The 20,749-nt window shown below is 59.1% G+C and carries 21 protein-coding genes; 14 read left to right on the forward strand and 7 right to left on the reverse strand.

What is annotated here, in order from left to right; genetic code table 11:
- The first annotated feature begins 26 nt into the window (after positions 1–26).
- From JWR17_RS17840 to JWR17_RS17855, 4 genes are all read left to right on the forward strand, one after another.
- On the forward strand, positions 27–992 hold the full coding sequence (locus tag JWR17_RS17840; protein ID WP_299833278.1) for a lactoylglutathione lyase: 966 nt from the start codon (positions 27–29) through the stop codon (positions 990–992).
- Between the two features lies 1 nt (position 993).
- Positions 994–1,812 (forward strand): enoyl-CoA hydratase/isomerase family protein, encoded by an 819-nt coding sequence (locus tag JWR17_RS17845; protein ID WP_299833279.1) that lies wholly within the window; start codon positions 994–996, stop codon positions 1,810–1,812.
- A 65-nt stretch (positions 1,813–1,877) separates the two neighbouring features.
- Entirely contained in the window at positions 1,878–2,723 is an 846-nt protein-coding gene (locus tag JWR17_RS17850) for an SDR family oxidoreductase (protein ID WP_299833280.1), read from the forward strand.
- Between the two features lie 111 nt (positions 2,724–2,834).
- Entirely contained in the window at positions 2,835–4,418 is a 1,584-nt protein-coding gene (locus JWR17_RS17855) for an NAD(P)/FAD-dependent oxidoreductase (protein ID WP_299833281.1), read from the forward strand.
- Between the two features lie 194 nt (positions 4,419–4,612).
- Here the strand turns inward: JWR17_RS17855 and JWR17_RS17860 are convergent, their stop codons facing one another.
- Positions 4,613–5,248 carry a TetR/AcrR family transcriptional regulator gene (locus tag JWR17_RS17860; protein ID WP_299833282.1) on the reverse strand — a complete coding sequence of 212 codons (636 nt, stop codon included), beginning with the start codon at positions 5,246–5,248 and terminating at the stop codon, positions 4,613–4,615.
- Between the two features lie 330 nt (positions 5,249–5,578).
- Here JWR17_RS17860 and JWR17_RS17865 point away from each other — a divergent pair, with 330 nt between their 5' ends.
- Genes JWR17_RS17865 through JWR17_RS17880 form a run of 4 tightly spaced genes read left to right on the forward strand, consistent with a single transcriptional unit; the run spans position 5,579 to position 9,146 of the window.
- Complete coding sequence (locus JWR17_RS17865; protein ID WP_299833283.1) at positions 5,579–6,610, forward strand: hypothetical protein; 1,032 nt, start codon at positions 5,579–5,581, stop codon at positions 6,608–6,610.
- Between the two features lie 57 nt (positions 6,611–6,667).
- Positions 6,668–7,456: an SDR family oxidoreductase gene (locus JWR17_RS17870; protein ID WP_299833284.1), complete on the forward strand. Its 789-nt coding sequence runs from the start codon at positions 6,668–6,670 to the stop codon at positions 7,454–7,456.
- A gap of 52 nt (positions 7,457–7,508) precedes the next feature.
- Positions 7,509–8,771: an MFS transporter gene (locus JWR17_RS17875; RefSeq protein WP_299833286.1), complete on the forward strand. Its 1,263-nt coding sequence runs from the start codon at positions 7,509–7,511 to the stop codon at positions 8,769–8,771.
- Positions 8,772–8,792: 21 nt separating this feature from the next.
- Positions 8,793–9,146, forward strand: a complete 354-nt coding sequence (locus JWR17_RS17880; RefSeq protein WP_299833287.1) for a nuclear transport factor 2 family protein — start codon at positions 8,793–8,795, stop codon at positions 9,144–9,146.
- Between the two features lie 111 nt (positions 9,147–9,257).
- Here JWR17_RS17880 and JWR17_RS17885 read toward each other — a convergent pair whose 3' ends face one another.
- From JWR17_RS17885 to JWR17_RS17900, 4 genes are read right to left on the reverse strand one after another with little or no spacing between them, the layout of a single operon-like run.
- Positions 9,258–10,100 carry an oxidoreductase gene (locus JWR17_RS17885; RefSeq protein WP_299833288.1) on the reverse strand — a complete coding sequence of 281 codons (843 nt, stop codon included), beginning with the start codon at positions 10,098–10,100 and terminating at the stop codon, positions 9,258–9,260.
- Between the two features lie 11 nt (positions 10,101–10,111).
- On the reverse strand, positions 10,112–11,347 hold the full coding sequence (locus JWR17_RS17890; RefSeq protein ID WP_299833289.1) for an FAD-dependent oxidoreductase: 1,236 nt from the start codon (positions 11,345–11,347) through the stop codon (positions 10,112–10,114).
- 48 nt (positions 11,348–11,395) lie between these two features.
- On the reverse strand, positions 11,396–11,716 hold the full coding sequence (locus JWR17_RS17895) for a 2Fe-2S iron-sulfur cluster-binding protein (RefSeq protein ID WP_299833290.1): 321 nt from the start codon (positions 11,714–11,716) through the stop codon (positions 11,396–11,398).
- Positions 11,717–11,751: 35 nt separating this feature from the next.
- The gene (locus JWR17_RS17900; RefSeq protein ID WP_299833291.1) at positions 11,752–13,032 is read right to left on the reverse strand and encodes an MFS transporter; all 1,281 of its coding nucleotides are present in this window, start codon (positions 13,030–13,032) and stop codon (positions 11,752–11,754) included.
- A gap of 378 nt (positions 13,033–13,410) precedes the next feature.
- Here JWR17_RS17900 and JWR17_RS17905 point away from each other — a divergent pair, with 378 nt between their 5' ends.
- The 6 genes from JWR17_RS17905 (at position 13,411) to JWR17_RS17930 (ending at position 19,045) form a co-directional block, all read left to right on the forward strand.
- Positions 13,411–13,647 carry a ferredoxin gene (locus JWR17_RS17905; RefSeq protein WP_299833292.1) on the forward strand — a complete coding sequence of 79 codons (237 nt, stop codon included), beginning with the start codon at positions 13,411–13,413 and terminating at the stop codon, positions 13,645–13,647.
- Between the two features lie 51 nt (positions 13,648–13,698).
- The gene (locus JWR17_RS17910; RefSeq protein ID WP_299833293.1) at positions 13,699–14,460 is read left to right on the forward strand and encodes an SDR family NAD(P)-dependent oxidoreductase; all 762 of its coding nucleotides are present in this window, start codon (positions 13,699–13,701) and stop codon (positions 14,458–14,460) included.
- Between the two features lie 52 nt (positions 14,461–14,512).
- Positions 14,513–15,454 carry a VOC family protein gene (locus JWR17_RS17915; RefSeq protein ID WP_299833294.1) on the forward strand — a complete coding sequence of 314 codons (942 nt, stop codon included), beginning with the start codon at positions 14,513–14,515 and terminating at the stop codon, positions 15,452–15,454.
- Between the two features lie 2 nt (positions 15,455–15,456).
- On the forward strand, positions 15,457–16,341 hold the full coding sequence (locus JWR17_RS17920; protein WP_299833296.1) for a fumarylacetoacetate hydrolase family protein: 885 nt from the start codon (positions 15,457–15,459) through the stop codon (positions 16,339–16,341).
- A complete protein-coding gene (locus JWR17_RS17925; RefSeq protein ID WP_299833297.1) occupies positions 16,334–17,974 on the forward strand; it encodes an MFS transporter in 1,641 nt (546 codons plus the stop codon). Before JWR17_RS17920 ends, JWR17_RS17925 begins: the two co-directional genes overlap by 8 nt.
- A gap of 234 nt (positions 17,975–18,208) precedes the next feature.
- Positions 18,209–19,045, forward strand: coding sequence for an IclR family transcriptional regulator (locus JWR17_RS17930; protein ID WP_299833298.1), 837 nt, complete (start codon positions 18,209–18,211; stop codon positions 19,043–19,045).
- A gap of 18 nt (positions 19,046–19,063) precedes the next feature.
- On the opposite strand, the gene JWR17_RS17935 is transcribed toward JWR17_RS17930, so the two are convergent.
- Both JWR17_RS17935 and JWR17_RS17940 read right to left on the reverse strand, forming a co-directional pair.
- Positions 19,064–20,254, reverse strand: coding sequence for a thiolase family protein (locus JWR17_RS17935; protein ID WP_299833300.1), 1,191 nt, complete (start codon positions 20,252–20,254; stop codon positions 19,064–19,066).
- The gene (locus tag JWR17_RS17940; protein ID WP_299833301.1) at positions 20,254–20,652 is read right to left on the reverse strand and encodes a Zn-ribbon domain-containing OB-fold protein; all 399 of its coding nucleotides are present in this window, start codon (positions 20,650–20,652) and stop codon (positions 20,254–20,256) included. Before JWR17_RS17940 ends, JWR17_RS17935 begins: the two co-directional genes overlap by 1 nt.
- Between the last annotated feature and the right edge of the window lie 97 nt (positions 20,653–20,749).

Raw genomic sequence — 20,749 nt, forward strand, 5'->3', positions numbered from 1 at the left:
AGCGAATACGCAAAGGGGAAAACGGTATGTTCGAATTGTTGATGAGCGCTGACATGATGGTTCCGGATCCGGACGCCATGACCGAAAAACTGGTCGATAAGCTCGGTATTTTCAAACACGAGCGCTGGCGTCAGGCGTTCGATCATCACCCATACATTGCGCATTTCCTGCGGGTACACAAGTCGCTGGCGGTCTCACCCACCCGCGTCGAACCGCAATGGCATCTGGACAAGCCGAACCTGGGCGACCCGCTGTTTCACGACTTTCTCGAAAGCCTGAAAGACTTTCAGGGCCGTCACCGGCCAATGATCACCCACTCTATCGTGCTGGCGACCCACGGTCACAAGTTCGACGCGTTGGTGGAAAAGCTCATGCGTCGGCGCCTGCCGTTCCGTATGGCGCAGCGCACCGATGACATGCCGTTTGACCGTTTGTGGCTCGGCGCGACCCCAGAGAAACCGTATTACCAGCCGTCGGTTGACGGCGGCCTGTGCATCGAAATCATGCCGATGGAGCCGCTGCAAATGCCGCCGGAGACCTTTGCCGAGCCTGCACCGCAAGCACTCAACCCCAAGCCGGGTGACATGATTCGGGTCACCGCTCGGGGCTTTCTGGTGCGAGATCTGGATGACACCTTGCGCCGTTGCTCAAGCAACCTCGACTGGGAACCCAGCGGTCCGATTGAAACCCTGCATGGCGAAGGTTATCGCCGGGCGCGCATGGGCTTTACGTTGGCCAACAGCGCCACACTGGACATCATCGAAGCCAGCCGTTGGGACGGTGACGCGGGCTTGTACCTCAATAGTTGGGGCCCAGGTCCCTATTACATTCGCATCGGCGTCCACGGTCTGGCGGCGAAGGCCGAAGACTTGCGCGCCCGTGGCACTAATTTCCAATGGATCGAAGCCAGTGAAGCGGTGGGCGGTAAATCGCTGATCCGTATCGATCCAAAAGAACTGGACGGTCAGTTGTTCGAGTTCGAGGAGTGCTGAAATGAATGGCAAATCCTTACCGGACCCATCGAGCGTCATCAACGAGGCGGTACGCATTGAGCGTGAGGGTGCGATTGGCTGGTTGATCCTGACCCGACCAGGACAGATTAATGCCATCAATGACCACATCCGCCAGGGAGTGCCGGCTGGCCTGCGCATTCTGGAAGCCGACCGTGACATACGGGTAATCATCATTCGCGGTGAAGGTGACCGCGGCTTTTGTGCCGGTGCCGACATCAAGGAACGCCGGGGTGATGAAACCGCGTTGCAGGTTCGTCAGCGGATGCAGGGTTCACGCTGGATCGAGGTGCTGGATAGCATTGCCAAACCGGTGGTTGCTGCGATCCATGGTTACTGCATGGGCGGCGGCCTGGAATTGGCGCTGGCCTGCGACATTCGTTTTGCGTCTCCCGACGCGATTTTTGCGCTGCCGGAAACGGGTCTTGGCTTGATTCCCGGCGGCGGTGGCACCCAGCGGTTGTCGCGGGTAGTGGCGCCGGGCAGGGCGTTGGACATGCTGTTGACCGGCGACCGAATGAACGCCACCGAAGCCCGCGAAATTGGGCTGGTCAGTCGGCTGGCCAGTGACAGCGCCTGCCTGGTGCAAGAAGTCGCGGCCTTTGCTCTGCGTATCGCCGCCAAGCCGGCCGCAGCCTCGGCCTTCGTCAAACAGGCGGCGCGGGCGGCACTGGAACTGGACTTGAAAAGCGGCCTGGAACTGGAGTTGAACCTGTTCGCGTTATTGGCCCCGAGTAAAGACGTGAAGGAAGCCGCGCTGGCTTTCGCCGAACGTCGCGAACCGCATTTCACCGGTGAATAAGCGCTGCTGAGCGGAGCTTTTCAGTCACAGGTTCAAGCAGCACAACAACAAGAAGAAGAGCCACCATGAACACAGGATCTACTAACACAGGAAAGCTTGCAGGGCGGGTCGCCATCGTTACCGGCGCCGGCAATGGTCTGGGCGCCGAATGTGCCCGAGTTCTGGCCGTTCACGGCGCGCAGGTAGTCGTGGTCGACATCGACGGCGCAGCGGCGATCACCGTCTCGGAGTCACTGGCGGTCCACGGCGTCGGGTCCATGGCGCTTCGGGTCGACGTGTCTTCGGAGGAAGAAGTCGAGGACATGGTGATTCAGATCAAACGCCGCTTTGGTCGTATCGACGTGCTGCACAACAACGCTGCGGTGCTCAATGTTGAACAGCGCCAGCGCGACCGCGACATCTGCAATCTGGACATGGCGGCCTTTGATCGGGCCATCGCGGTGAACCTGCGCGGTGCGGTGCTGTGCAGCAAGTACGCGATTCCAGTAATGCTGGAAAATAAAAGCGGTTCGGTGATTTTCGCCACGTCGGGGCTGGGTATGCAGGGCGATCTGTCGCTGAGCGGCTACGCCACTTCCAAGGCGGCGCTGATGATGCTGCCCAAGCTGATTGCTGCCCAATATGGCAAGCAGGGCATCCGGGCCAACGCCGTGCAAATCGGCCTGGCACCTGCGGAAAACGCCCACGCTTCGATGCCTGCCGAACTGCTGGAGATTATCCGCGACAATCATCTGACCCCAGAACTGGGCACGCCTCGGCAGATTGCTGACGTGGTGGCGTTCCTGGCGTCGGATGAGTCTTCGTTCGTCACGGGCACCACGCTGGTGGCCGACGGCGGGTTCAGCAGCCATACGCCGTCGCTGGTGGCGATGCGCGCGTTGTTCGAAAAGCTTGGTCGCGCGGGCATGTAACCCACGCCGCACTCTTCTGCACCTGCAAGGCTGGCGCGTCGTGTGTTGACACTGCGTGGGTAGGCTCGCGGCTGCTCGACGTACTGTGATCGAACCTGAAGGTATCTGGACATGAACAATGCTGCGCAGAAATCCGAATACGATGTGGTGGTGGTCGGCGGCGGCCATAACGGTCTGTCGGCTGGCTGCTACTTGGCCGCGCAAGGCAAATCCGTGGTGGTACTGGAAGCGTTGGACAAGGTCGGCGGTATGGCTTCTTCCGGTTACCTGATCCCGGAAGCACCGCAGCATCTTGTGCATCCGTGCGCCGCTGACCTGTTATCGCTGCGCGCGCACTCGGTGGTTGAAGAACTGCAACTGGAGCGGCACGGGTTCAAGCAGGTGGAACTCAAGCCTGCGTATGTCTATCTGCACCCGGACGGCACCTCCCTGGTGTTTTGGCGCGACCCGGCCAAGACCGCTGAGGAGATTCGTAAGTTCTGCCCGGAAGATGCCGACGCTTACATGAAGTTCATTGAGGTGATTTACGCCTTGCTCGACGTCGTGCACCCGATGATGCGCGTGGACCCTGCGCAGAAGAACCTGGCCGTCAAGTTCAAGGCCTTCCGCACCCTGCGCAAACATAAAGCGCTCAAGCCGGAGATCTTCGCCCTGGCCACAGGCTCGGCGTACGGCGCCGCGCTGGAGCGCTTTGTGCATCCGGTGACCCTCTCGGCACTGACCTGTTTGACTGGCGCCGCGGGTCCGGTCAAGGCCGATGGCAGCGGATTGTATTTTGCGGTGCTGGGCTTTCTGCACCGCTTTGGCATTGGTCGGCCGATTGGCGGCATGCAGACGATTCCCGATGCAATGCTGGCGCGGTTCAAGGAGCTGGGCGGGGAAGTGCGCACTCAGGCATCGGTCAGCGAGATTATCTCGGTGAAAGGCCGGGCGACGGGTGTTCGTCTGGCGGACGGGCAGGTGATCAAAGCCAAAGCCGTCGTTGCCAGCTGCCATCCCAAAATGGCCCTGGACATGGTGACGGCCGGTGAAGTGGAGCGTAAATGGCTGACCCGCATTGCCCTGGCCCCGGCCAATGCCCATGGGGGTTCGCCGCTGAAAGTCGATATCGCCTTGAGCGGGCAGATCAGCGTGCCCTTGCACCAGTCGAAACGTACCGATGGCCTTGATTTGCGCGGTCCGGTGTTGCTGGTGGGGACGGCGGAGGCGGTGATCGAGAACTTTGAGTCGGCGGCGCGGGGTGAAATTCCCACGTTGCCGTGGATGTGGATAGCCACCCCCAGCGCCATTGACGCCTCGCAAGCGCCTGCCGGACAGGACATCGTTTACCTTTACCCGCCAGCGATGCCGGTCAACCCAAGGGAAGGCTGGGACGCGATTCGCGCTGAGGCCATACGCCGCACGATTGAATTCGCCAGCCAGTACGTACCCGAGATTGCGACGCTGGAGATTGGTCGTCGAACCGAAAACGCACCGGAACTGGCCAAGCGCCTGAACGCCCACAACGGCTGCGTGCTGCACATCGACACCTCAATCTTCCGCTCCAGTGCCATGCGCCCGGCAGCAGGTTTGGGTGGCGATACCTTGCCAATTGCCGGATTGTTCTTCGGCGGCGCCGGGATACATCCAGGCGGTGGGGTGACGGGTATGCCGGGCAAAATCGCGGCGGGTAGGGTGAAGCGGTTTTTGAGGTGAAATCAGTCGCCTATACACTTCTGTGGGAATCGGTGGGACCGAGTTTATTCTGGAGGGCCGAATGCGGTGTGCCGATAATGGCCTGAAACCGTATTTCTCTGTAGGAGCCAACTGGTTGGCGAGGCTTTTTCAGCGGTAGCGGCGTGTCAAGTAACGGCCTCGCCAACACGTTGGCTCCTTCAGTTCGGCATTCATCAAACAGCTGCAACACTGGCAACGATGAAATTTGCCGAATAATCACGCCAGGTGGACATGCCTTCCGCCGACTCTGTCTCAAGGCCGGTCAAGGCTGACATGGAATAGCGGTTGGTGAACCAACCCGTGGTGACCAGCGCTGCCGTCGCTAGAAACAAACGGGCATTGACGCCGTGTTTGAACGCGCCGCTGGCCGCACCGTGCTGCAAGATTTGTTCGAATTTCTCTACCAGTTTTGGCGCCAGTTCCAGAAAGTGATTACGCGGGGTCTGGTGCCCGTCGTGGTAGCGAATGCCTTCCAGCGCCAGCGCCCCTAACAGCGGGTCATAACGGTACTGATCGAAAAAGTGATTGAGCACATGACGCAGGGCATCTGGCGCTGGCATGCCCTCGACATCCAGCGCCACCAGCTCGGACATGATGGTGTCCGATGCCTCGTCCAGCACGGCCACGAACAAACCTTCTTTGGAGCCGTAATAGTGGTAGACCAGCTGCTTGGTCACGCCAGCATCATGAGCGATGTCTTCAACCCGCGCGCCTGCCAGACCCTTGCCGGAAAACTCCTTGCGGGCTGCGGCCAGTATGCGTTTCAGGGTGCTGAGTTTGCCGATCTCGAGGGGCTCTGAAGCTTTCACGTGACGTCTCCTTTGTTATTGTTTTGAGCCTCATGAAACATCGCTCCGGCCTGCTCTCACACTGCCGAGCAATGGCCGAAGAAGCAACATTTGTTGCGGATTATCAATGGTTGACGAGCAATCGTTTGACCCTGAGTACAACGAATTGAGCACGCGATGCAGGAGCATCTGGATACCATCGAAGTTCGTGGACAGCCTTTAAAGCAAGAACGACCCAAGGCCCCACCATGAGCAGTGACAGCACCGCCCTGAACTTCAAAGCTGCCGGTGATCCGGACTGATTCGCAGCATTGCGTTGTTTTCATTTCTTCCAATAACAAGAGAGCATTCATGAAAACCTTCAAGACTATCCCTGAGCGCGGCGACTTTGGCTTTCAGCAATTGGTCGGCCCGCACAAGGTCAGCGGCCCGGCCATGGCCGGCGAGCGCAGTTATTTTGGCTTGCACCTGAGCAAGAGCGCACCGTTTGGCTCGGTGCGTGACGAAGAGGGCAATATCTACTCCTTTGTGCGTTCGATTATGGCGCCCAACGGCACGCCGAATCCGACCAAGTTTTTTTACATGTCGACGCTGGTGGACGGCAAGCACCTGCGCATGGATCAGGCGCGAATTGCCACCCAGGCACTCACCCCAAAACCAACGCAACGAGTAGACGGCGACACTGTGATTTGGACCAGCCAGCCCGGTGAAGCGGGCAACGGGTGGGAAATCACTGCGTCCAGCGAACGCATCACCTGGAAAGAAGAAGGCCTGTTCAGCCTCGAAGGGCGCCTGCTGGCTCCGGGGTTGCAGTGGTATCTGCCGGGTGTGGAGTGGGGCACGTTCTATGTCTCTCAGGTCTGGGATATTTTTGGCGTCTGCGACGGTAAACCGGTGAAAGGCGCCATGGCCCTTGACCAGTTCTATATGGCCGAAGGCGGCGCGATCCACTTCATGAAAGACTTGGTGGTGAACAACAACAAACACGTGATTTGGTGGACATTCGCCACGGTCTACAAGGACGGCAGTTGGGACACCGGCTCGTTTATGGTCGGTCATGATCATCTGGGGTACGCAATCTTTGCCAACGACAAGGGCGAAGTGCGGGTTACCACCGACATTGAGGGCCAAGTCAAACACAAGGAAGGCAGTTACTTCGTCGACACGGCGCGAATCGTGCTTGATGGCAAGGAAGAGTGGGAGTTCCTGCCGGACCCTAAAGGCGAAATGATCGACTTCGTTGGCGGCTTCCCGATTACGGCCCAGCAGGAAGGTCGCTGGCGCAAAGTGGGCGATACCCGCGAACCGGATCGTTGGTTGGCCTGGGGTGAATCAGACCGCCGTAACGGGCCGTCGCGCAATGTGCCCGGTTCTGAACTCTGACGTTGAAAGCCAGAGCCACGCTTGCCTGAAAAGAACAATAAAAAGAGGTCCTGAACGATGAGATTTACCGACAAAGTGGTACTGGTCACTGGCGCCGGTCGCGGCATGGGGCGCGCTATCGCCTTGGCCTTCGCCAGCGAAGGTGCGCAGGTGGTGGTTAGCGCCCGTACTGAGAGCCGAGGCGCAGAAACCGTAGGCATGATCGAGGCACTGGGCGGCAAAGCCTGCCTGGTAGGCGGTGATGTTGCAGATCGTGGGGCGATTAAAGGCATGGTCGACCGCGGCATAGCGGTCTTCGGTGCACTGGATATCGTTGTGCATTGCGCAGCTGACACGAGCCGGGGGTTTATCGTCGACATGGCGGACGAGACCTTCGATCACATCGTACGCAGCAATATTCAGTCGCTGTTCTGGCTGGCGAAGGACGCTGCGCCGCACCTGTCCAAGTCCAGGGATAAAGGCCGGCTGATCTTCATTTCCTCCGGTGAAGCCAACCGTAAATACACCCCGCAGTTGATCCCTTATGGGTCCAGCAAAGCCTTCATGAACGCCTTCGCCCGTGGGCTGGCGGCGGAGTTTGGCGCGCTGAACATCCTGGTAAATGTGGTCGAACCTGGCCTGATCGGCACCGACCATATGCACGAAACCCTCGGGCAAGAGCTACCTCACGCATTGGCCGCGAATTTCCCGGTGCCGCGCCTTGGCCGCTCGGAAGACATTGCCTCGGCAGTGATGTTTCTGGCGTCCAACGAAGCGAGCTATATCACCGGCACATCGTTGTTGGTGGACGGCGGCGCGACCATGGTCAACATGCCCAAGATCGACGCAGCGCTAAAAGCCCATTAACCCCAAACGATACCTCGCTGCCGAACAGCGGCGGGGCGTCGGGAGCGTTGCCATGTCCGTTTTGCCTGTTTCATCTGACCGAGGCCTGGCGCCCAGTGAATTCTCCTTGGCCTGGCGCATCGTGCTGCTGGGCGTTGCCGGGGTGCTGACCAGCATGAGCTCCGCATTGCTCTATGGCTTCGGCAGCTTAGTGGTCCCGCTGCAGGAGGCGTTTGGCTGGACCCGTGGCGAGCTGCAAAGCTCAATCACCTTTCTGTTCGCTGGCGTTGCCATTGGTTCGCAGCTGCTGGGTTGGCTGTACGCGCGCTTTGGCCTGCGGCGGGTGGCCATTGTCTCGCTGCTGGTGCAGGTACTCGGTTATCTGGCCCTGACCCGGTTGAACGGCAGTGTGTATTGGTTGTACTTCGCGTTTTTTGTCATGCCGTTGTTAGGCGCAGGCACCATCGCGATTACCTGGACGCAGCTGATCAGCGTGTGGTTCGAGCGTAATCGCGGCGTGGCGTTGGCGATTATCCTGAGCGGTTCCGGCCTGGCGGCAATGCTGATGCCGCCGCTATTGGCGTGGGCGGTGCGTACCGGGGGCTGGCAGGCGGCATTCATGCTGTTGGCGGCCATGCCACTGCTGCTGACCCTGCCATTGGCGATCGTTTACCTGCGTTTTCCGGCGCGGCGGGTGACCAAAGACAATGCCACCGCGCCAGAAAGCACATTGGACGGCGTGCCGTTCAACGTGGCGATTCGCACGTGGGTGTTTTGGGCCTGCAACCTGGCGTTGATTCTGTCGGTGTCGTTGATTGTCGGGATGATCACCACCATCGTTCCGTATCTGCAGGACAAGGGTGTTGCCAGCGTGACGGCCAGCCAGATATTCAGCAGCTTTGGGGTGTCGATTATCGTCAGCCGATTGTTGGTGGGGTATTTGCTCGACCGTTTTCAACCGAACCTGGTTGCGGCTGCGTGCCTGTTCATACCGGCGGTGGGTTGCGTGCTGTTTATGGTCAGCGGACCCACAGCCACCGGCAGCTTGTTGCTGGCGACAATTTGCATTGGCGTCAGCGCCGGGGCCGAGTTCGACATTGCCGCGTTCCTGATCGCCCGTTACTTCGGCTTACGTGATTACGCGCGGATCTTCGGCTTGCATTTGGGCTTGGTGACAGTGATTTCAGGGTTGGCCCCGGCGTTCTTTGGTCATCTGTATTCGGTGTTCGGCACATATTCTCCGGTGCTGCTGTATTGCCTGTGCAGCGCGGTGATCGGGCCTTTGGTCATGCTTACACTCAGCGCCGCGACGGTGCACCGCAAGCTTGCGGTTTGATTACTCCTCAGGAATAGGTATATGAACACACCGGACAAAAGCAGGATCGAGCACTTTCTTCACGGCCAGGTGGAGTGCTGGAATTCAGGCAACAAAGACGGCTTCTTTGCCCATTACCGCAGCATCGCGGGTAAAGGCTTGAGCATCGAGTACGTCGGCCATCCTGAGCGCGATGCCTGGCAGGTACTGGAGGGCATGTGGGCGCAGCAGAACGCTAAAATTCGCATCGAGGTCAAGGCGACCATCATCAATGGCAACGAAGCCGCTTGCCACCACCGTAATGCGTTCGTGAGCGGCGAGGGCGGGGTTGAGACCATTGAGGTGTATCGGTTTGACGAGGGATTATTGTCGGTGCGGTATTTTGTAGCGGGTTGAGCGATTGTTTAAACGCGGTCCCTGTAGGAGACAACTTGTTGGCGAGGCGGCGTATCAGTCACACCGCGTCAGATTTCTCGCCAACAAGTTGGTCCTACAGGGGTTTGGGTGTTATCGGGAAGTGGGCATGTCAGTAGACACCGTCAGCTCCCGCCACTGCTCGACCTCATCAAGCATCTTGCTTAGTTTGGCGTTGACCTGGACGTAGGCATCCGAACCGGCGAGAAAACGCACGGGCGGTTTTGGGTGACCGGCCAGCTCTATCATTGCCGCGCCCAAGCGGGCCGGGTCGCCAGTTTGCTGATGGTTACCGGCAGCGCAAGACGCTCGGACCTTCTCTGCGAACGCGGTGTAATCCTCAAGTGTCACCGCGCCAAAGGCCGCGGAGCTGTCGTCAAGAAAGTCAGTACGAAATACACCGGGCTCGATCAGGGTCACGTGAATCCCGAACCCTGCAACTTCCTGAGTCAACGATTCGGAAAAACCCTCAACTGCAAATTTGGATGCGCAATACAGCGCCGCACCGCCCATACCAATGACGCCACTGATGGACGACAGGTTGAATATATGCCCACGCCGTTGCTTACGCATGACCGGCAACACCGCCCGGCATACATTCATCAAGCCAAAGACGTTGGTGGCGAACTGACGCTCAATGTCTTCTGGTGTTTGCGTCTCAAAGGGGCCGAGCTGCCCGTAACCCGCATTGTTCACTAACACGTCGATCTGCCCGAACCGCGCCATCGCAGCAGCGGTGGCGGCCAGCGCGTGAGCTGGCTGCGTCACGTCCAGCGCAACTTTCAACACGTTCTCCAGGGAACCGGGAAACAGGCTGTCCAGTGTTTCGATACGGCGTGCCGTGACCACCACCCGGTCGCCCGACTTTAATGCTGCCAGTGCAATGTGCGCGCCCAAGCCCCGGGAGGCGCCGGTAATCATCCAGACCTTACTCATAGTGAAACTCCTTAAGGCCGACTGGCCAATTCCCAGGTTTTTAGATCGAAGCCCTCGGCAGCTGCCTGGGATGGGCTGAGCGGCGGTGAGCGGGCGAGAATCTTGCGCGCGGCCATATGGTCGCCCGGGCGGTTGCAGGACTCCACGGCCACCAGTTGGTTGTTGCGAAAGCACAGGACCGACAGCTGCGAAGTCTCCAATGACCCCAGGGTGACGGTGCTGTCATAGCCAGTGGAAAGACCCGCAATTTGCAGCTTAAGGCTGCCCTGATCGGTCCAGAACCACGGCAGTGCCTCATAGGCTGCCGGTTTACCCATCAGCCGCGCCGCTATGCAGCGCGCCTGGTCCACGGCGTTTTGTACCGACTCCAGGCGAATCGGCTGTTGGTCGTTGTGCAGGCACGGAAAGCTGGCAACATCGCCTAGTGCCGAGATCTGTGGGTCGCTGGTGAGCAAATGGGCGTCGACCTTGATCCCGTTTTCAATGTCCAGACCGGCCTCAGTCGCCAGCGCGACGTTGGGAATCACACCAATGCCGAACACCACCAGATCGGCTAGCAATCGGCGACCATCGCTGGTGTTTACCGCGCAGGCTTTGCCATTGTCGCTTTCGATGCTCGACAAGCCTTGGCGAAAGTCGAAATGCACGCCCCAGCTCTCATGGGCCTGGCGGAACACTTCAGACATCTCTCGGGACACCGCTCGCGCCATGGGCCGATCGCCCAGCTCTAGCACATGCACATTGGCCCCCAATGTCGCAGCCACGGCAGCAAACTCCAGACCGATAAATCCCGCACCAATTACCACCACGTTCTGCACGGCTTTTGCCAGGGGTGCGAGGGTGTCGGCGTCGAGTTTGGTCTTGATGCCGAATACGCCCTGTGAATCGGCCCCCGGAACTGGCAGCGGGCGATTATGCGCGCCTGTAGCGAGCACCAGATGGTCGTAGCTGACCGCCTCGCCAGAGGCCAGCAGCACTCGGCGATTCAGACGGTCAATGGCGGTGGCCTGATCGTGAATCAGTTCGATGTTCTGTGTGGCGAAAAACTCAGCGGGGCGAAACAGCAGCGCGGTCTCGCCGATCTTGCCCAGCAGGTAAGCCTTGGACAACGGTGGCCGCTGATAAGGCAAGCCGGGCTCGTCGCCAATCAGGCAGATGCGGCCGGTATAGCCCTCCTGACGCAACGATGCGGCGACCTGAAAGCCGGCCTGACCTGCGCCGACGATCACAACCGAGGCGAGTGACATGGAAACTCCTTACAAAAGTCGATCTGAGAGCTGCTGATAAAAGCCGACTCAGTACTGGGATTCAGGCAAACGCAGCACTAAGCCATCGAGGGCTTCGCTGACGATCAGTTGACAGGTCAGGCGGCTGTTATCGCCACGTCCGCAGGCGTAATCGAGCATGTCACTTTCTCCGGACTCAGCCGCAGGCACTCGGCTCAGCCAGGCGTCGTCGACATAGGCGTGGCAGGTCGCGCAACTGCACGCACCGCCGCAATCGGCTTGTAATCCGGGCACGCTGGCGAAGTTAGCGGCTTGCATCACCGATTGGCCGATGTCAGCCGTCACCCGGTGTTCGGTGCCGTTGAATTCGATCAGGGTCAACGTGGGCATGCGCAGGTTTCCTTTCTTGTATTCAAGGGCTGAAATTAACGGATTAGCGAGTGAGCAGACAGGGCTGGCGCTACAAAGCGCGGTACTCGACCCAGGGTCAGCAGCAGCAATGGGCCGACTACGCAGCATGCCAGGCAGTACATCAACATCGCCGAGTAGTCGCCGGTACGGCTGAGCATGAATGCAAACAGCAAGGGTGCCAGGGCTGACGCCACGGTATTCAGGCCCTGGTGTACGCCAAACAATCGGCCGTATTCACGCAAGCCGAAATAGCGCGCAACCAGGAACGCGGCGATATCGAATTCCGCACCTGCGCCGAAACCGACCAGTACCGCCGCCAACACCAGAAGGTGAAAATCCACACCGCCATTCAGATAAAGCACGCAACCCACAGCTGGCATCATCAGGCTGAATGCGGCCACGGCAGGCGGCCATAGGCGGTCCAGCAAATAGCCAATGAGCATACGACCGAAGATCAGCGAGATACCGAAGCCACTGAAAATCAGCCCCGCGTCGCTGGCGCTGAGGCCGCGTGATTGCAACAGCGGAATAGTACTGGTGACCATCCCCACCACCGAGGACACCACCATCGATAACGCCAGGTTACAGATCCAGAACTTGCCCGAGCGCATGCCCTCCCGGAAGCTCATGCCCGGTAATTCCAGCAGAGCGTTGTCAGTGGTTTTCGATGCACTCTTGGTCAGGGCGCCCGGCAAGCGAAACCAGAGCAGCGTCAGCGGCAGCAGTACCAGTAAATTCAGCAAGGCGAGAATCACAAACGCGGCACGCCAGTCCCAATGCTCGATGCCCCAGCCGAGTAAGCGCGGGATGATCGCGGCGGTGAGCCCGGTGCCGGATAAGCCGACTGCCAGGGCCAGCCCCCGATTGCGGTCGTACCATAGGCTCAACAGTTGGGTCCACGTCACGGCCAGGGTGCCCATGCCAACGATGGGGAGCAGAGCAAAAGCCAAATACATCGACCAGATCGAACTGGTCAGTTGAGTGGTAGCCAGGTAACCCAGCACCAACAACAGCAGCGAGATCACTGTGACCCGCTTGATGCCATAGCGCAGGTTGAACCAGCCGACCAGCTGTAAGGAAACCACCGCGCCACCGAAGAGAAAGGTGATGCACGCCTGCAGTTCCGGCTTGGTCCAGCCAAAGGCCTGACCGAGGGGCAGCACCAGTGTGCCGAAGCCATAAAGCAGAGCAGCGTTGATACTGATGGCGACACCAGCGACTGACAGAATCAGGACTTTCCACGCGCTGCGGAACTCACTGAAATCGATCGCCGCTTCGTTTTTCGAAGAGGACATGGTTTGGCTTCCTTATTGATTTTATAGAGCCAAGCGTTGTTCGGTGTGATCAACGCGATCACAGACATTTGATTCTGGTCAAAGAATCGCATGTCGAAATCAGAATATTCCAGCCGACCTTGGCTGTCCAGTCACCGATCATCGAGCACCGCACAAATAATAGACACAACCCATATAACTGTTCATTTTAGCCGGGGAAAAAACCAGAAACTTAAGGCCTCTGTCAGTTTGTTGAATTGTTCTAAAGGCCGGATACCCTTTGCACGTGGGGCTGACAGCCATTTTTTGTGAGCCGAGGTCCAGCAGTCGAGAGAAAGTTTACATATGCGATAAAAGTGTTCATTATTGGTCCAAACTGAACCGACAAAGGAGAGAACAATGAGTTCAGACAAAGCAACATTTCGTGTGGTCGCTGACCGTTCCCGCTGCTGCGGTTACGGCTTGTGTGCCGCAGTCTGCCCCAGCATCTACAAGCTGGACGACGATGGCCTGGTGTACTTGGACAGCAATATAGTGCCGCCGGAACTTGAGGAAGAGGCTCGTGAAGGCGCGGCCGCTTGCCCGGCTGAAGCGATCTGGCTGGAACCTATAGAGTCGCCCGACAACGCGGCTTGATGGGCAGCAGTGGTAGACGCAAGTATCCAGGGATCATCGGGAGTACACCGCATGGCAGGTCGTTTACAAGACAAGGTTGTACTGATTACCGGCACTGGCGGCGGCCAGGGCCGTGCCGCCGCGCTACGCTTCGCTCGTGAAGGTGCGATTGTCGTCGGCTGTGATACTCAAACTGCCGCCAATGAACAGACCGCTGCCTTGCTGCACGCCGAAGGGCTGCACTTGTACGGTTACGCGCCGGTAGACCTCGGTGATCATGAGCAGGCCAAGGCCTGGATCGATTCCGCAGTGGAAGAACACGGACGCATCAACGTGCTCTATAACAATGCCTCCGCAGCGCGTTTCGGGCCGGTGAGCGAGCTGTCCATCGAGGATTGGCACTTCACCATCCGCAACGAAGTGGACCTGCTGTTCTACACCACCAAATATGCCTGGCATCACCTCGCCGAGCAGCGCGGGGTGATCATCAATATTTCGTCGACCGCTGGTTGGGGTGGTTCGAAAGTCGCCGGTATCAGCGCCCACGCCGCAGCCAAAGGTGCGGTCATTGCCTTTACCCGGCAATTGGCCGTGGAAGGCGCACCGGTGGGTATCCGAGCGGTCAGTATCAGCCCTGGTTTTATAGCCACGCCCGGTACGGCACCTTTCCTCGAGAATCCGGTGGCCCGGGCGGCGTTGCTCGACGGCGTACTGATGGATCGCCCTGGCGAGCCCGAGGAAGTGGTCGCCATGGCGTTGTTCCTGGCGTCTGATGAGGCTTCATTCATCACGGGTTCTGACATCGTGGTGGACGGCGGACTGCTGGCAATCTGACTGTTTCGAAACAGACATAACACCCACAAACAAGAACAACAGGTGCACCTTCATGGACATCATTGGCATTGGATACCTGGGCTTCGAAACCCCGAACCTGGAGGCGTGGCGTGAATATGGCCCGCAGGTCATGGGTTTCGGCATCGCCCCCTCGCCCCAGAGTGACAGCGAGTCGCTGTACTTCAAGATTGACGACCGCCGTCATCGCTTCGCTTTCCATCCTGGCAATATAGACCGTCTGGTTTATATTGGCTGGGAAGCCACGGGGCGCCAGGCATTCGATGCGGCGATTGCCACATTTGAAGCCAACGGCGTCGAGGTCATCCGGGGTGATGCAGCGCTGTGCGAGAAACGCGGCGTACGTGAACTGATTCGCTTTCGCGACCCAGTTGGCTATCAGCATGAATTGTTTTACGGCCAGAAATGGACCCCACGTTCATTCATGCCGGGGCGTCCCCATGGCGGTTTTCTCGCCAATGAGCGCGGTGCAGGCCATGTGGTGGTGATTACCCCCGAATACACACCGGAACTGGAACACTTCCTTACTGGGATCATGGGCTTCCATTGGTATGGGGCGGGCGCGGGCAAAGGGCGCACAGGTTTCTTCCGTTCAAAACTCAACCACCACACCAGCCACGACATCGCTTATGGCCATGGCGTCGGGCGCATGGGTGTACAGCACGTCGGTTTGTTCGTGAACAGCATTCGCGATGTCGGCGAAACCTATGACATCGTGAAAAAGCGCGAGCTGCCGATGATGATGACCCTGGGGCAGCACACCCAAGACCCGCACTTGTCGTTCTACCATTTCACGCCCTCGGGCTTCGCCTTCGAAACCATTGCCGAAATTGAACCCTGGCAGGGCGATGCCTTCGAGCTGAACCCGGAGACGTTGAGCCTGTGGGGCCATGAAATGGTCGGACCGATCCTTGGCCCAAGCGTGCGTACCCCGGAAGAAGTGCTCGACCCGGAATACCTGGCGAGTAAGCGCTAGCCATGCGCCTGGCGCGGGTAGCGTTTGCAGGCGAAGCATTCTGGGCGCTGGTCAATGCCGACTCCAGCCGATTGCAACGTATTCGCGCACCGTTCGCCCAATGGGCAGCGGAATGTGCCCAGGGAGAAACGAGCGCTTTGCAGCTGGATGACGCATCGCTGGCGGTCAGCGATTGTCAATGGTTGCCGCCGCTGGAGCCCGGCGCACGGGTGTTCGGCGTCGGTCTTAACTACCTGACCCATTTGCAACGGCTCGGCAGTGTGGCGCCAGAACACACGCTGGCGTACATCAAGCCCGAGTCGGCCATGGTCGGCGCTTACGATGACATCCAGTACCCGGCGCTCACGGCCGAGCTGGATTATGAAATTGAACTGGTGGCAGTGGTCGCGCGCCCACTGGGCGATGAACCCCGGGCCAGCGCGTGTCTGCTGGGGTACACCTGCGGCAACGACATCAGCGCTCGCGACGCTGGGCGGCACATCGGTCGACTGGACCTGCTCACACAAAAAGCCATGGACCGCACCACCCCGGTCGGGCCGTGGATTGTCACGCTGGATCAAATCGGCGTCGATCAGCCACAGTTGGACCTGTGTTTGAGCGTGAACGGCCAATTGCGCCAAGAGGACAACACGCGGCAGATGATTTTTCCGGTGGATGAGCTGCTGAATTTTCTCGACGCCCGGATAGAATTACGTCCCGGTGATTTGATCTTCACCGGATCAACCCATGGCGTTGGCCTGGAAACGGGACGGTTTCTGCGGCCGGGGGACTTGATTGAGGCCTCCATCGACGGCATCGGGACGCTGAGCAATCGGGTCGGCACGCCTCGCCAGCTCAGTCCGGCACGTGCTGAAGGCCGTTTGGGTGGGCCGCGTGAGCATGGATAATTCCCGTTCTTCCTCGCTCGCCCAAAGCACTCAGCCCCGCGCTTCCACCTGGAGCCCCCTGCGGCACAAAGCGTTTTTCTGGCTGTGGACCGCTGGGGCCATGGTCAATCTGGCGATCTGGATGCAAACCGTGGCTGCCGCCTGGATCATGACCACGCTTTCTTCTTCACCATTGATGGTGTCGTTGGTGCAAACCGCGGTGTCGCTACCGGTGTTCCTGTTTGGGCTGCCCGGTGGGGTAATTGCCGACCTGGTGGACCGACGAAAATGGCTGATGCTGACGCAGGCGATCATGCTCGTCGCGGGCCTGGCGCTCAGCGTGCTGTCGTTTAGCGGGATGCTCGCCGACTGGTCGCTGCTGCTGTTCACCTTCCTGCTGGGCACCGGCAGCGCGCTGAGCATGTCGGCGTGGATGGTCACCATCACTTCAGTATTGCCTCGCCATCAGGTGCCGTCCGCTGTGGCGTTAAATGGCATTTCCACCAATGCAGCACGCGCCTTGGGCCCGGCATTGGCGGGAGCATTGATTGCTTACTGGAACGCTGCCTCGGTATTCGTCATCATCGCCGGTTGTTTTATCGGGGTGATTGTCCTGGTAGCGACGTTCACGCCTCGTCATCAACCGGAGGGCTTGCCGCCTGAAAGCTTCGGCGGCGGATTGCGCAGTGGTTTGCGCTATATCCGGCATTCGGCAGCCATGACCAGCGCCCTGAAGCAAACCTTCGTGTTTACCCTCAGCGCCAGTGCCTTATGGGCGTTGCTGCCGTTGGTGGCGAAGCACGAGTTGGGAATGGACGCAGGTGGCTATGGTTTATTGATGGGCTTCATGGGCGCCGGGGCGGTCATCGGAGCGTTCAACCTAACGGCCATGTACCGGCGTTTTCCGCTGCGTTACCTGATTGTCGCTGGCGCTATTGGCTTCTCCCTGGCGACGTTGGCGGCAGCGGTCTCCCAGAATCGTGTGGTGGTGTGCGCCATGCTGTTGATTGCCGGCATGTCGTGGATGGCAGTCAATGCAACCATTTCCACGGTGGTGCAAACCTGCTCGGCGAACTGGGTGCGAGCCCGGGTGGCGTCCGTGTATTTGCTGATGCTGATGGGCGCCATGGCCATCGGTGGCGCTATCTGGGGCGCATTGGCGCAGTACGTCGGGTTGAGTCAAAGCCTGCTGCTGGCTGCGCTGACCCTGGTGTTTGGTTTGTTGCTGACCAACCGCAGTCAGCTTGAGCTGGGCCAGGAAGCCGATTACGCCTTGGCTCAGCCGACCGACAAGCTGGTACTGGCGACGGAGGTTGATCATAAGTCAGGGCCGGTTTCCATCGAAATAGGCTATCGGGTCGTACGGGCCGAGCGCGAGGCGTTTCTCGACACCGTGTATGCGGTTGGAAAGGCCCGCCGTCGCAACGGCGTACAAAACTGGCGGCTGTACCGTGACGTTACTGATGATGAGCATTACGTCGAGCGCTTTATTGTCGAGTCATGGCTGGACTATTTGCGCCAGAACACGCGTATTACCCAGGCGGACCAACTGCGGGAGTTGCGCTTGAGTGGATTCCGTTGCGACGGACAGGATGCCCGGCGGTATGTCCATCAGCCGAGGGCGACGTTTGCCGGGGACCGACCTTTGCTGTAACCGTCGAAACATCCCGTGGTCGCCTGAATCATCGCCATGTATCGATCTGTAGGAGCCAACGGGTTGGCGAGGCGGCGTATCTGATCCACCGCATCCAACCTCTCGCCAACAAGTTGGCTCTACAGATAGCTGGCTTAGCTCTGCGAGCACCGTGAATATTTCCATATTAAACTTTATTTAGTAGAGCGTTCTCAGTATAGAATGCGGCTTCGCCCGTTCTTACCGGTATGCACGATGGCCCGTTCTGATATCAGCAGCTCCGAATTTGACAGCTCCGCCTCCGAAAATGCCGAGGCGCTGGTTACCGGTGAATCGCAAAAGGGCGGTGCCGTGAGCGTCAAGCCGGTGTCGAATGCCATTCGCATCCTGCGGCACTTGAGCCAGGGTGGTCTGCCCGAGCGCTCGGTGGATATTGCGCGGATTCTCGGTATCAACCCGAGTACCTGCTTCAACATCCTGCGTACGTTGGTGATGGAAGACGTTGTGGATTTTAATCCGCTGTCCAAGCGTTATTCCGCCGGCTTAGGTCTGGCGCGGTTAGTGGGCCAGTTGGTGACCCAAGGCGAACGGGTGCAATTCGCCAAACCGCTGTTGCAGGACCTGGCAGGCAGGTTGCGAGTGACCGTCACTCTGTGGCGGCGCATGGGCCCGGACCGGATTGTGATTGTCAGCTCTGCGGCCAGCCCCACTGATGTGCGAATCGACATGGCCGAGGGGCAGCGCTTGCCGATCCTCATGGGCGCCAGTGGTCGGTTGTTCGCCACCCAAGTGGACCTGGACGACGAGAAGGTGAAGGAAGGCTTCGAGCATATTCGTTGGGCGCGTCCGTTGCCGTTCCCGGTGTACCGCGACGACGTACAATTGGCCGCACAGCGCGGCTGGGCCGTAGACGACGGTTATTTTTCGGTGGGTATTCTGGCGATTGCCGCGCCGGTGTATTCGCCGTCGGGCGCCATCGATTTCACCGTGTCGGCCGTGCTGTTCCGTGGCCAACGGGACGAAGAAGGCATTGACGAAGTGGGCCGTGCGTTGGTGGTGTTTTGCAGCGAATTGGGCAAAGTCTTGTTCTAGCACTTCGCCCAGCCGCATTTATTCTTTGACCAGCAACAGGCTGCCACCCAGCGGGCCACCGCCCGCAGCAACCGCACTCACGTTATGAGCTCGGGTTTGTCGGCCTTCGGCTCGGCCCCAGAGCTGCAAGCAGGCTTCGTGTACATAGCCGAGGCCATGAGTGCGCCCGCCAGACAGTTGCCCGCCATTGGTGTTGATCGGCAGTTGGCCGTCCAGTGCGATTCGCTGGCCACCCTCGACGAATGCGCCGCTTGCGCCCACCGGACACAGGCCTAGGGCTTCCATCCAGATCATGGTCAGAATTGAAAAGCCGTCGTAAAGCTGCGCCGAGCCGACGTCCGCAGGCGTGTAGTCGGTGCGCGACCACATCATCCGGCCGACATCGAACGCTGCCATTTGCGTCAGCGAAATCTGGTCCCAGGACCACGGTTGGCTCAGCGCAGCGCCCATGGCTTCGATGCGAATTGGTGGGTGTCGGGTGTCCTTTGCGGCATCCTTGCGCGACAGGATGATCGCGGTGGACGCATCACAATGCACATCGCAGTCAAACATGCGCAGTGGCGTGGAGATCATCCGGGAGGCCATGTAGTCGTCCATCGACATCGGCGTGCGATAAATCGCCTTGGGGTTCCGCTGGGCGTTACGTCGGCAGGTCAGGGCAATTTGCGCCAGTTGCTCGGGTTGGGTCCCGTACTCATGGAAATGCCGTTGCGCGTACAACGCCATCAGGTTGATCCCGGAGAGCACGTTGAACGGGGTAAACCACTGCCAGGCGTAGCTGCTATCGCGGCCTTGAGTCTTGCTGGTCAGGGCGCCCACTTGTTTGTTATGAACCCGCGCCGAGGCTTCGGTGATGGTACGGAACACCAGTACGTGGTTGCATAAACCAGCGGCAATCGCCATCGCGCCGTTGATCATTCCCGCCAGCGGCCCCGGACCTTCATAGCCCGCGCCGAACCAGTTGACGTTTAAGCCCAGTGCCGTTTTGAGCGCAGTGGGGCCGACTGGCGAAAACGGGTCGCCATTGTTGTTATCACCCGGCCAGCACGCCACGCCATCAATGTCCTTGCGCTCAAGCCCAGCGTCGGCGATGGCTTCAAGGCACGCATCCAGGGTCAAGCGCATGGCCGATTTATTAGACGGCCGACCGACTTCCGATTGGCCGACGCCGGTTATAGCAACCTGTTTCTCATAACGATGATCGAACATCATTGATCCTTCTCGAACAGCGGCAACCACACGTCTTCGACCTGCTCAAAGCGTACCTTGACCCGCATGCCGATCTGCACCGTTGCAGGGTCGCAGTTCACGATATTGCTCAGAAAACGCAAACCGGGTTGCTCCAGCAGTTCAACGATGGCCACCACGTAAGGGGCTTCCAGTTCAGGCGTCCAAGGCTGATGGTTCACGGTGAAGCTCGCCACCGAGCCTTTGCCGGTCACTGGGCGCGGCGCTACGTTGAAGCTTGCGCACTGTGGGCACATCGGCGAAGGCGGGTGAAAGAAGCGCCCACAGGCATCGCAGTGATGAATCAGCAATTTTCCCTGCTCGCCACCTTGCCAAAAGGCACGGTTGTCGGCATTGAGGGCGGGTAATTTTCTGGGCATAGGCGTCCGGTGTCTTTGGGTTTTTGTTGATTCAGGACAACGAAGGCACAGTATCATTTGTACATATTTTTAAAAAGTGTCATATATTAATCCAAGA

The organism is Pseudomonas sp. (assembly GCF_028293835.1).
Lineage (GTDB): Bacteria > Pseudomonadota > Gammaproteobacteria > Pseudomonadales > Pseudomonadaceae > Aquipseudomonas.

What these genes read in the sequence shown, in the direction of transcription:
- JWR17_RS17920 (WP_299833296.1), top strand. Translation starts at nt 15,457, where the DNA reads ATGCGCCTGGCGCGGGTAGCGTTTGCAGGCGAAGCATTCTGGGCGCTG.
- JWR17_RS17855 (WP_299833281.1), top strand. Translation starts at nt 2,835, where the DNA reads ATGAACAATGCTGCGCAGAAATCCGAATACGATGTGGTGGTGGTCGGC.
- JWR17_RS17910 (WP_299833293.1), top strand. Translation starts at nt 13,699, where the DNA reads ATGGCAGGTCGTTTACAAGACAAGGTTGTACTGATTACCGGCACTGGC.
- JWR17_RS17915 (WP_299833294.1), top strand. Translation starts at nt 14,513, where the DNA reads ATGGACATCATTGGCATTGGATACCTGGGCTTCGAAACCCCGAACCTG.
- JWR17_RS17885 (WP_299833288.1), bottom strand. Translation starts at nt 10,100, where the DNA reads ATGAGTAAGGTCTGGATGATTACCGGCGCCTCCCGGGGCTTGGGCGCG.
- JWR17_RS17890 (WP_299833289.1), bottom strand. Translation starts at nt 11,347, where the DNA reads ATGTCACTCGCCTCGGTTGTGATCGTCGGCGCAGGTCAGGCCGGCTTT.
- JWR17_RS17875 (WP_299833286.1), top strand. Translation starts at nt 7,509, where the DNA reads ATGTCCGTTTTGCCTGTTTCATCTGACCGAGGCCTGGCGCCCAGTGAA.
- JWR17_RS17845 (WP_299833279.1), top strand. Translation starts at nt 994, where the DNA reads ATGAATGGCAAATCCTTACCGGACCCATCGAGCGTCATCAACGAGGCG.
- JWR17_RS17865 (WP_299833283.1), top strand. Translation starts at nt 5,579, where the DNA reads ATGAAAACCTTCAAGACTATCCCTGAGCGCGGCGACTTTGGCTTTCAG.
- JWR17_RS17840 (WP_299833278.1), top strand. Translation starts at nt 27, where the DNA reads ATGTTCGAATTGTTGATGAGCGCTGACATGATGGTTCCGGATCCGGAC.
- JWR17_RS17925 (WP_299833297.1), top strand. Translation starts at nt 16,334, where the DNA reads ATGGATAATTCCCGTTCTTCCTCGCTCGCCCAAAGCACTCAGCCCCGC.
- JWR17_RS17935 (WP_299833300.1), bottom strand. Translation starts at nt 20,254, where the DNA reads ATGTTCGATCATCGTTATGAGAAACAGGTTGCTATAACCGGCGTCGGC.
- JWR17_RS17850 (WP_299833280.1), top strand. Translation starts at nt 1,878, where the DNA reads ATGAACACAGGATCTACTAACACAGGAAAGCTTGCAGGGCGGGTCGCC.
- JWR17_RS17900 (WP_299833291.1), bottom strand. Translation starts at nt 13,032, where the DNA reads ATGTCCTCTTCGAAAAACGAAGCGGCGATCGATTTCAGTGAGTTCCGC.
- JWR17_RS17930 (WP_299833298.1), top strand. Translation starts at nt 18,209, where the DNA reads ATGGCCCGTTCTGATATCAGCAGCTCCGAATTTGACAGCTCCGCCTCC.
- JWR17_RS17895 (WP_299833290.1), bottom strand. Translation starts at nt 11,716, where the DNA reads ATGCCCACGTTGACCCTGATCGAATTCAACGGCACCGAACACCGGGTG.
- JWR17_RS17905 (WP_299833292.1), top strand. Translation starts at nt 13,411, where the DNA reads ATGAGTTCAGACAAAGCAACATTTCGTGTGGTCGCTGACCGTTCCCGC.
- JWR17_RS17940 (WP_299833301.1), bottom strand. Translation starts at nt 20,652, where the DNA reads ATGCCCAGAAAATTACCCGCCCTCAATGCCGACAACCGTGCCTTTTGG.
- JWR17_RS17870 (WP_299833284.1), top strand. Translation starts at nt 6,668, where the DNA reads ATGAGATTTACCGACAAAGTGGTACTGGTCACTGGCGCCGGTCGCGGC.
- JWR17_RS17880 (WP_299833287.1), top strand. Translation starts at nt 8,793, where the DNA reads ATGAACACACCGGACAAAAGCAGGATCGAGCACTTTCTTCACGGCCAG.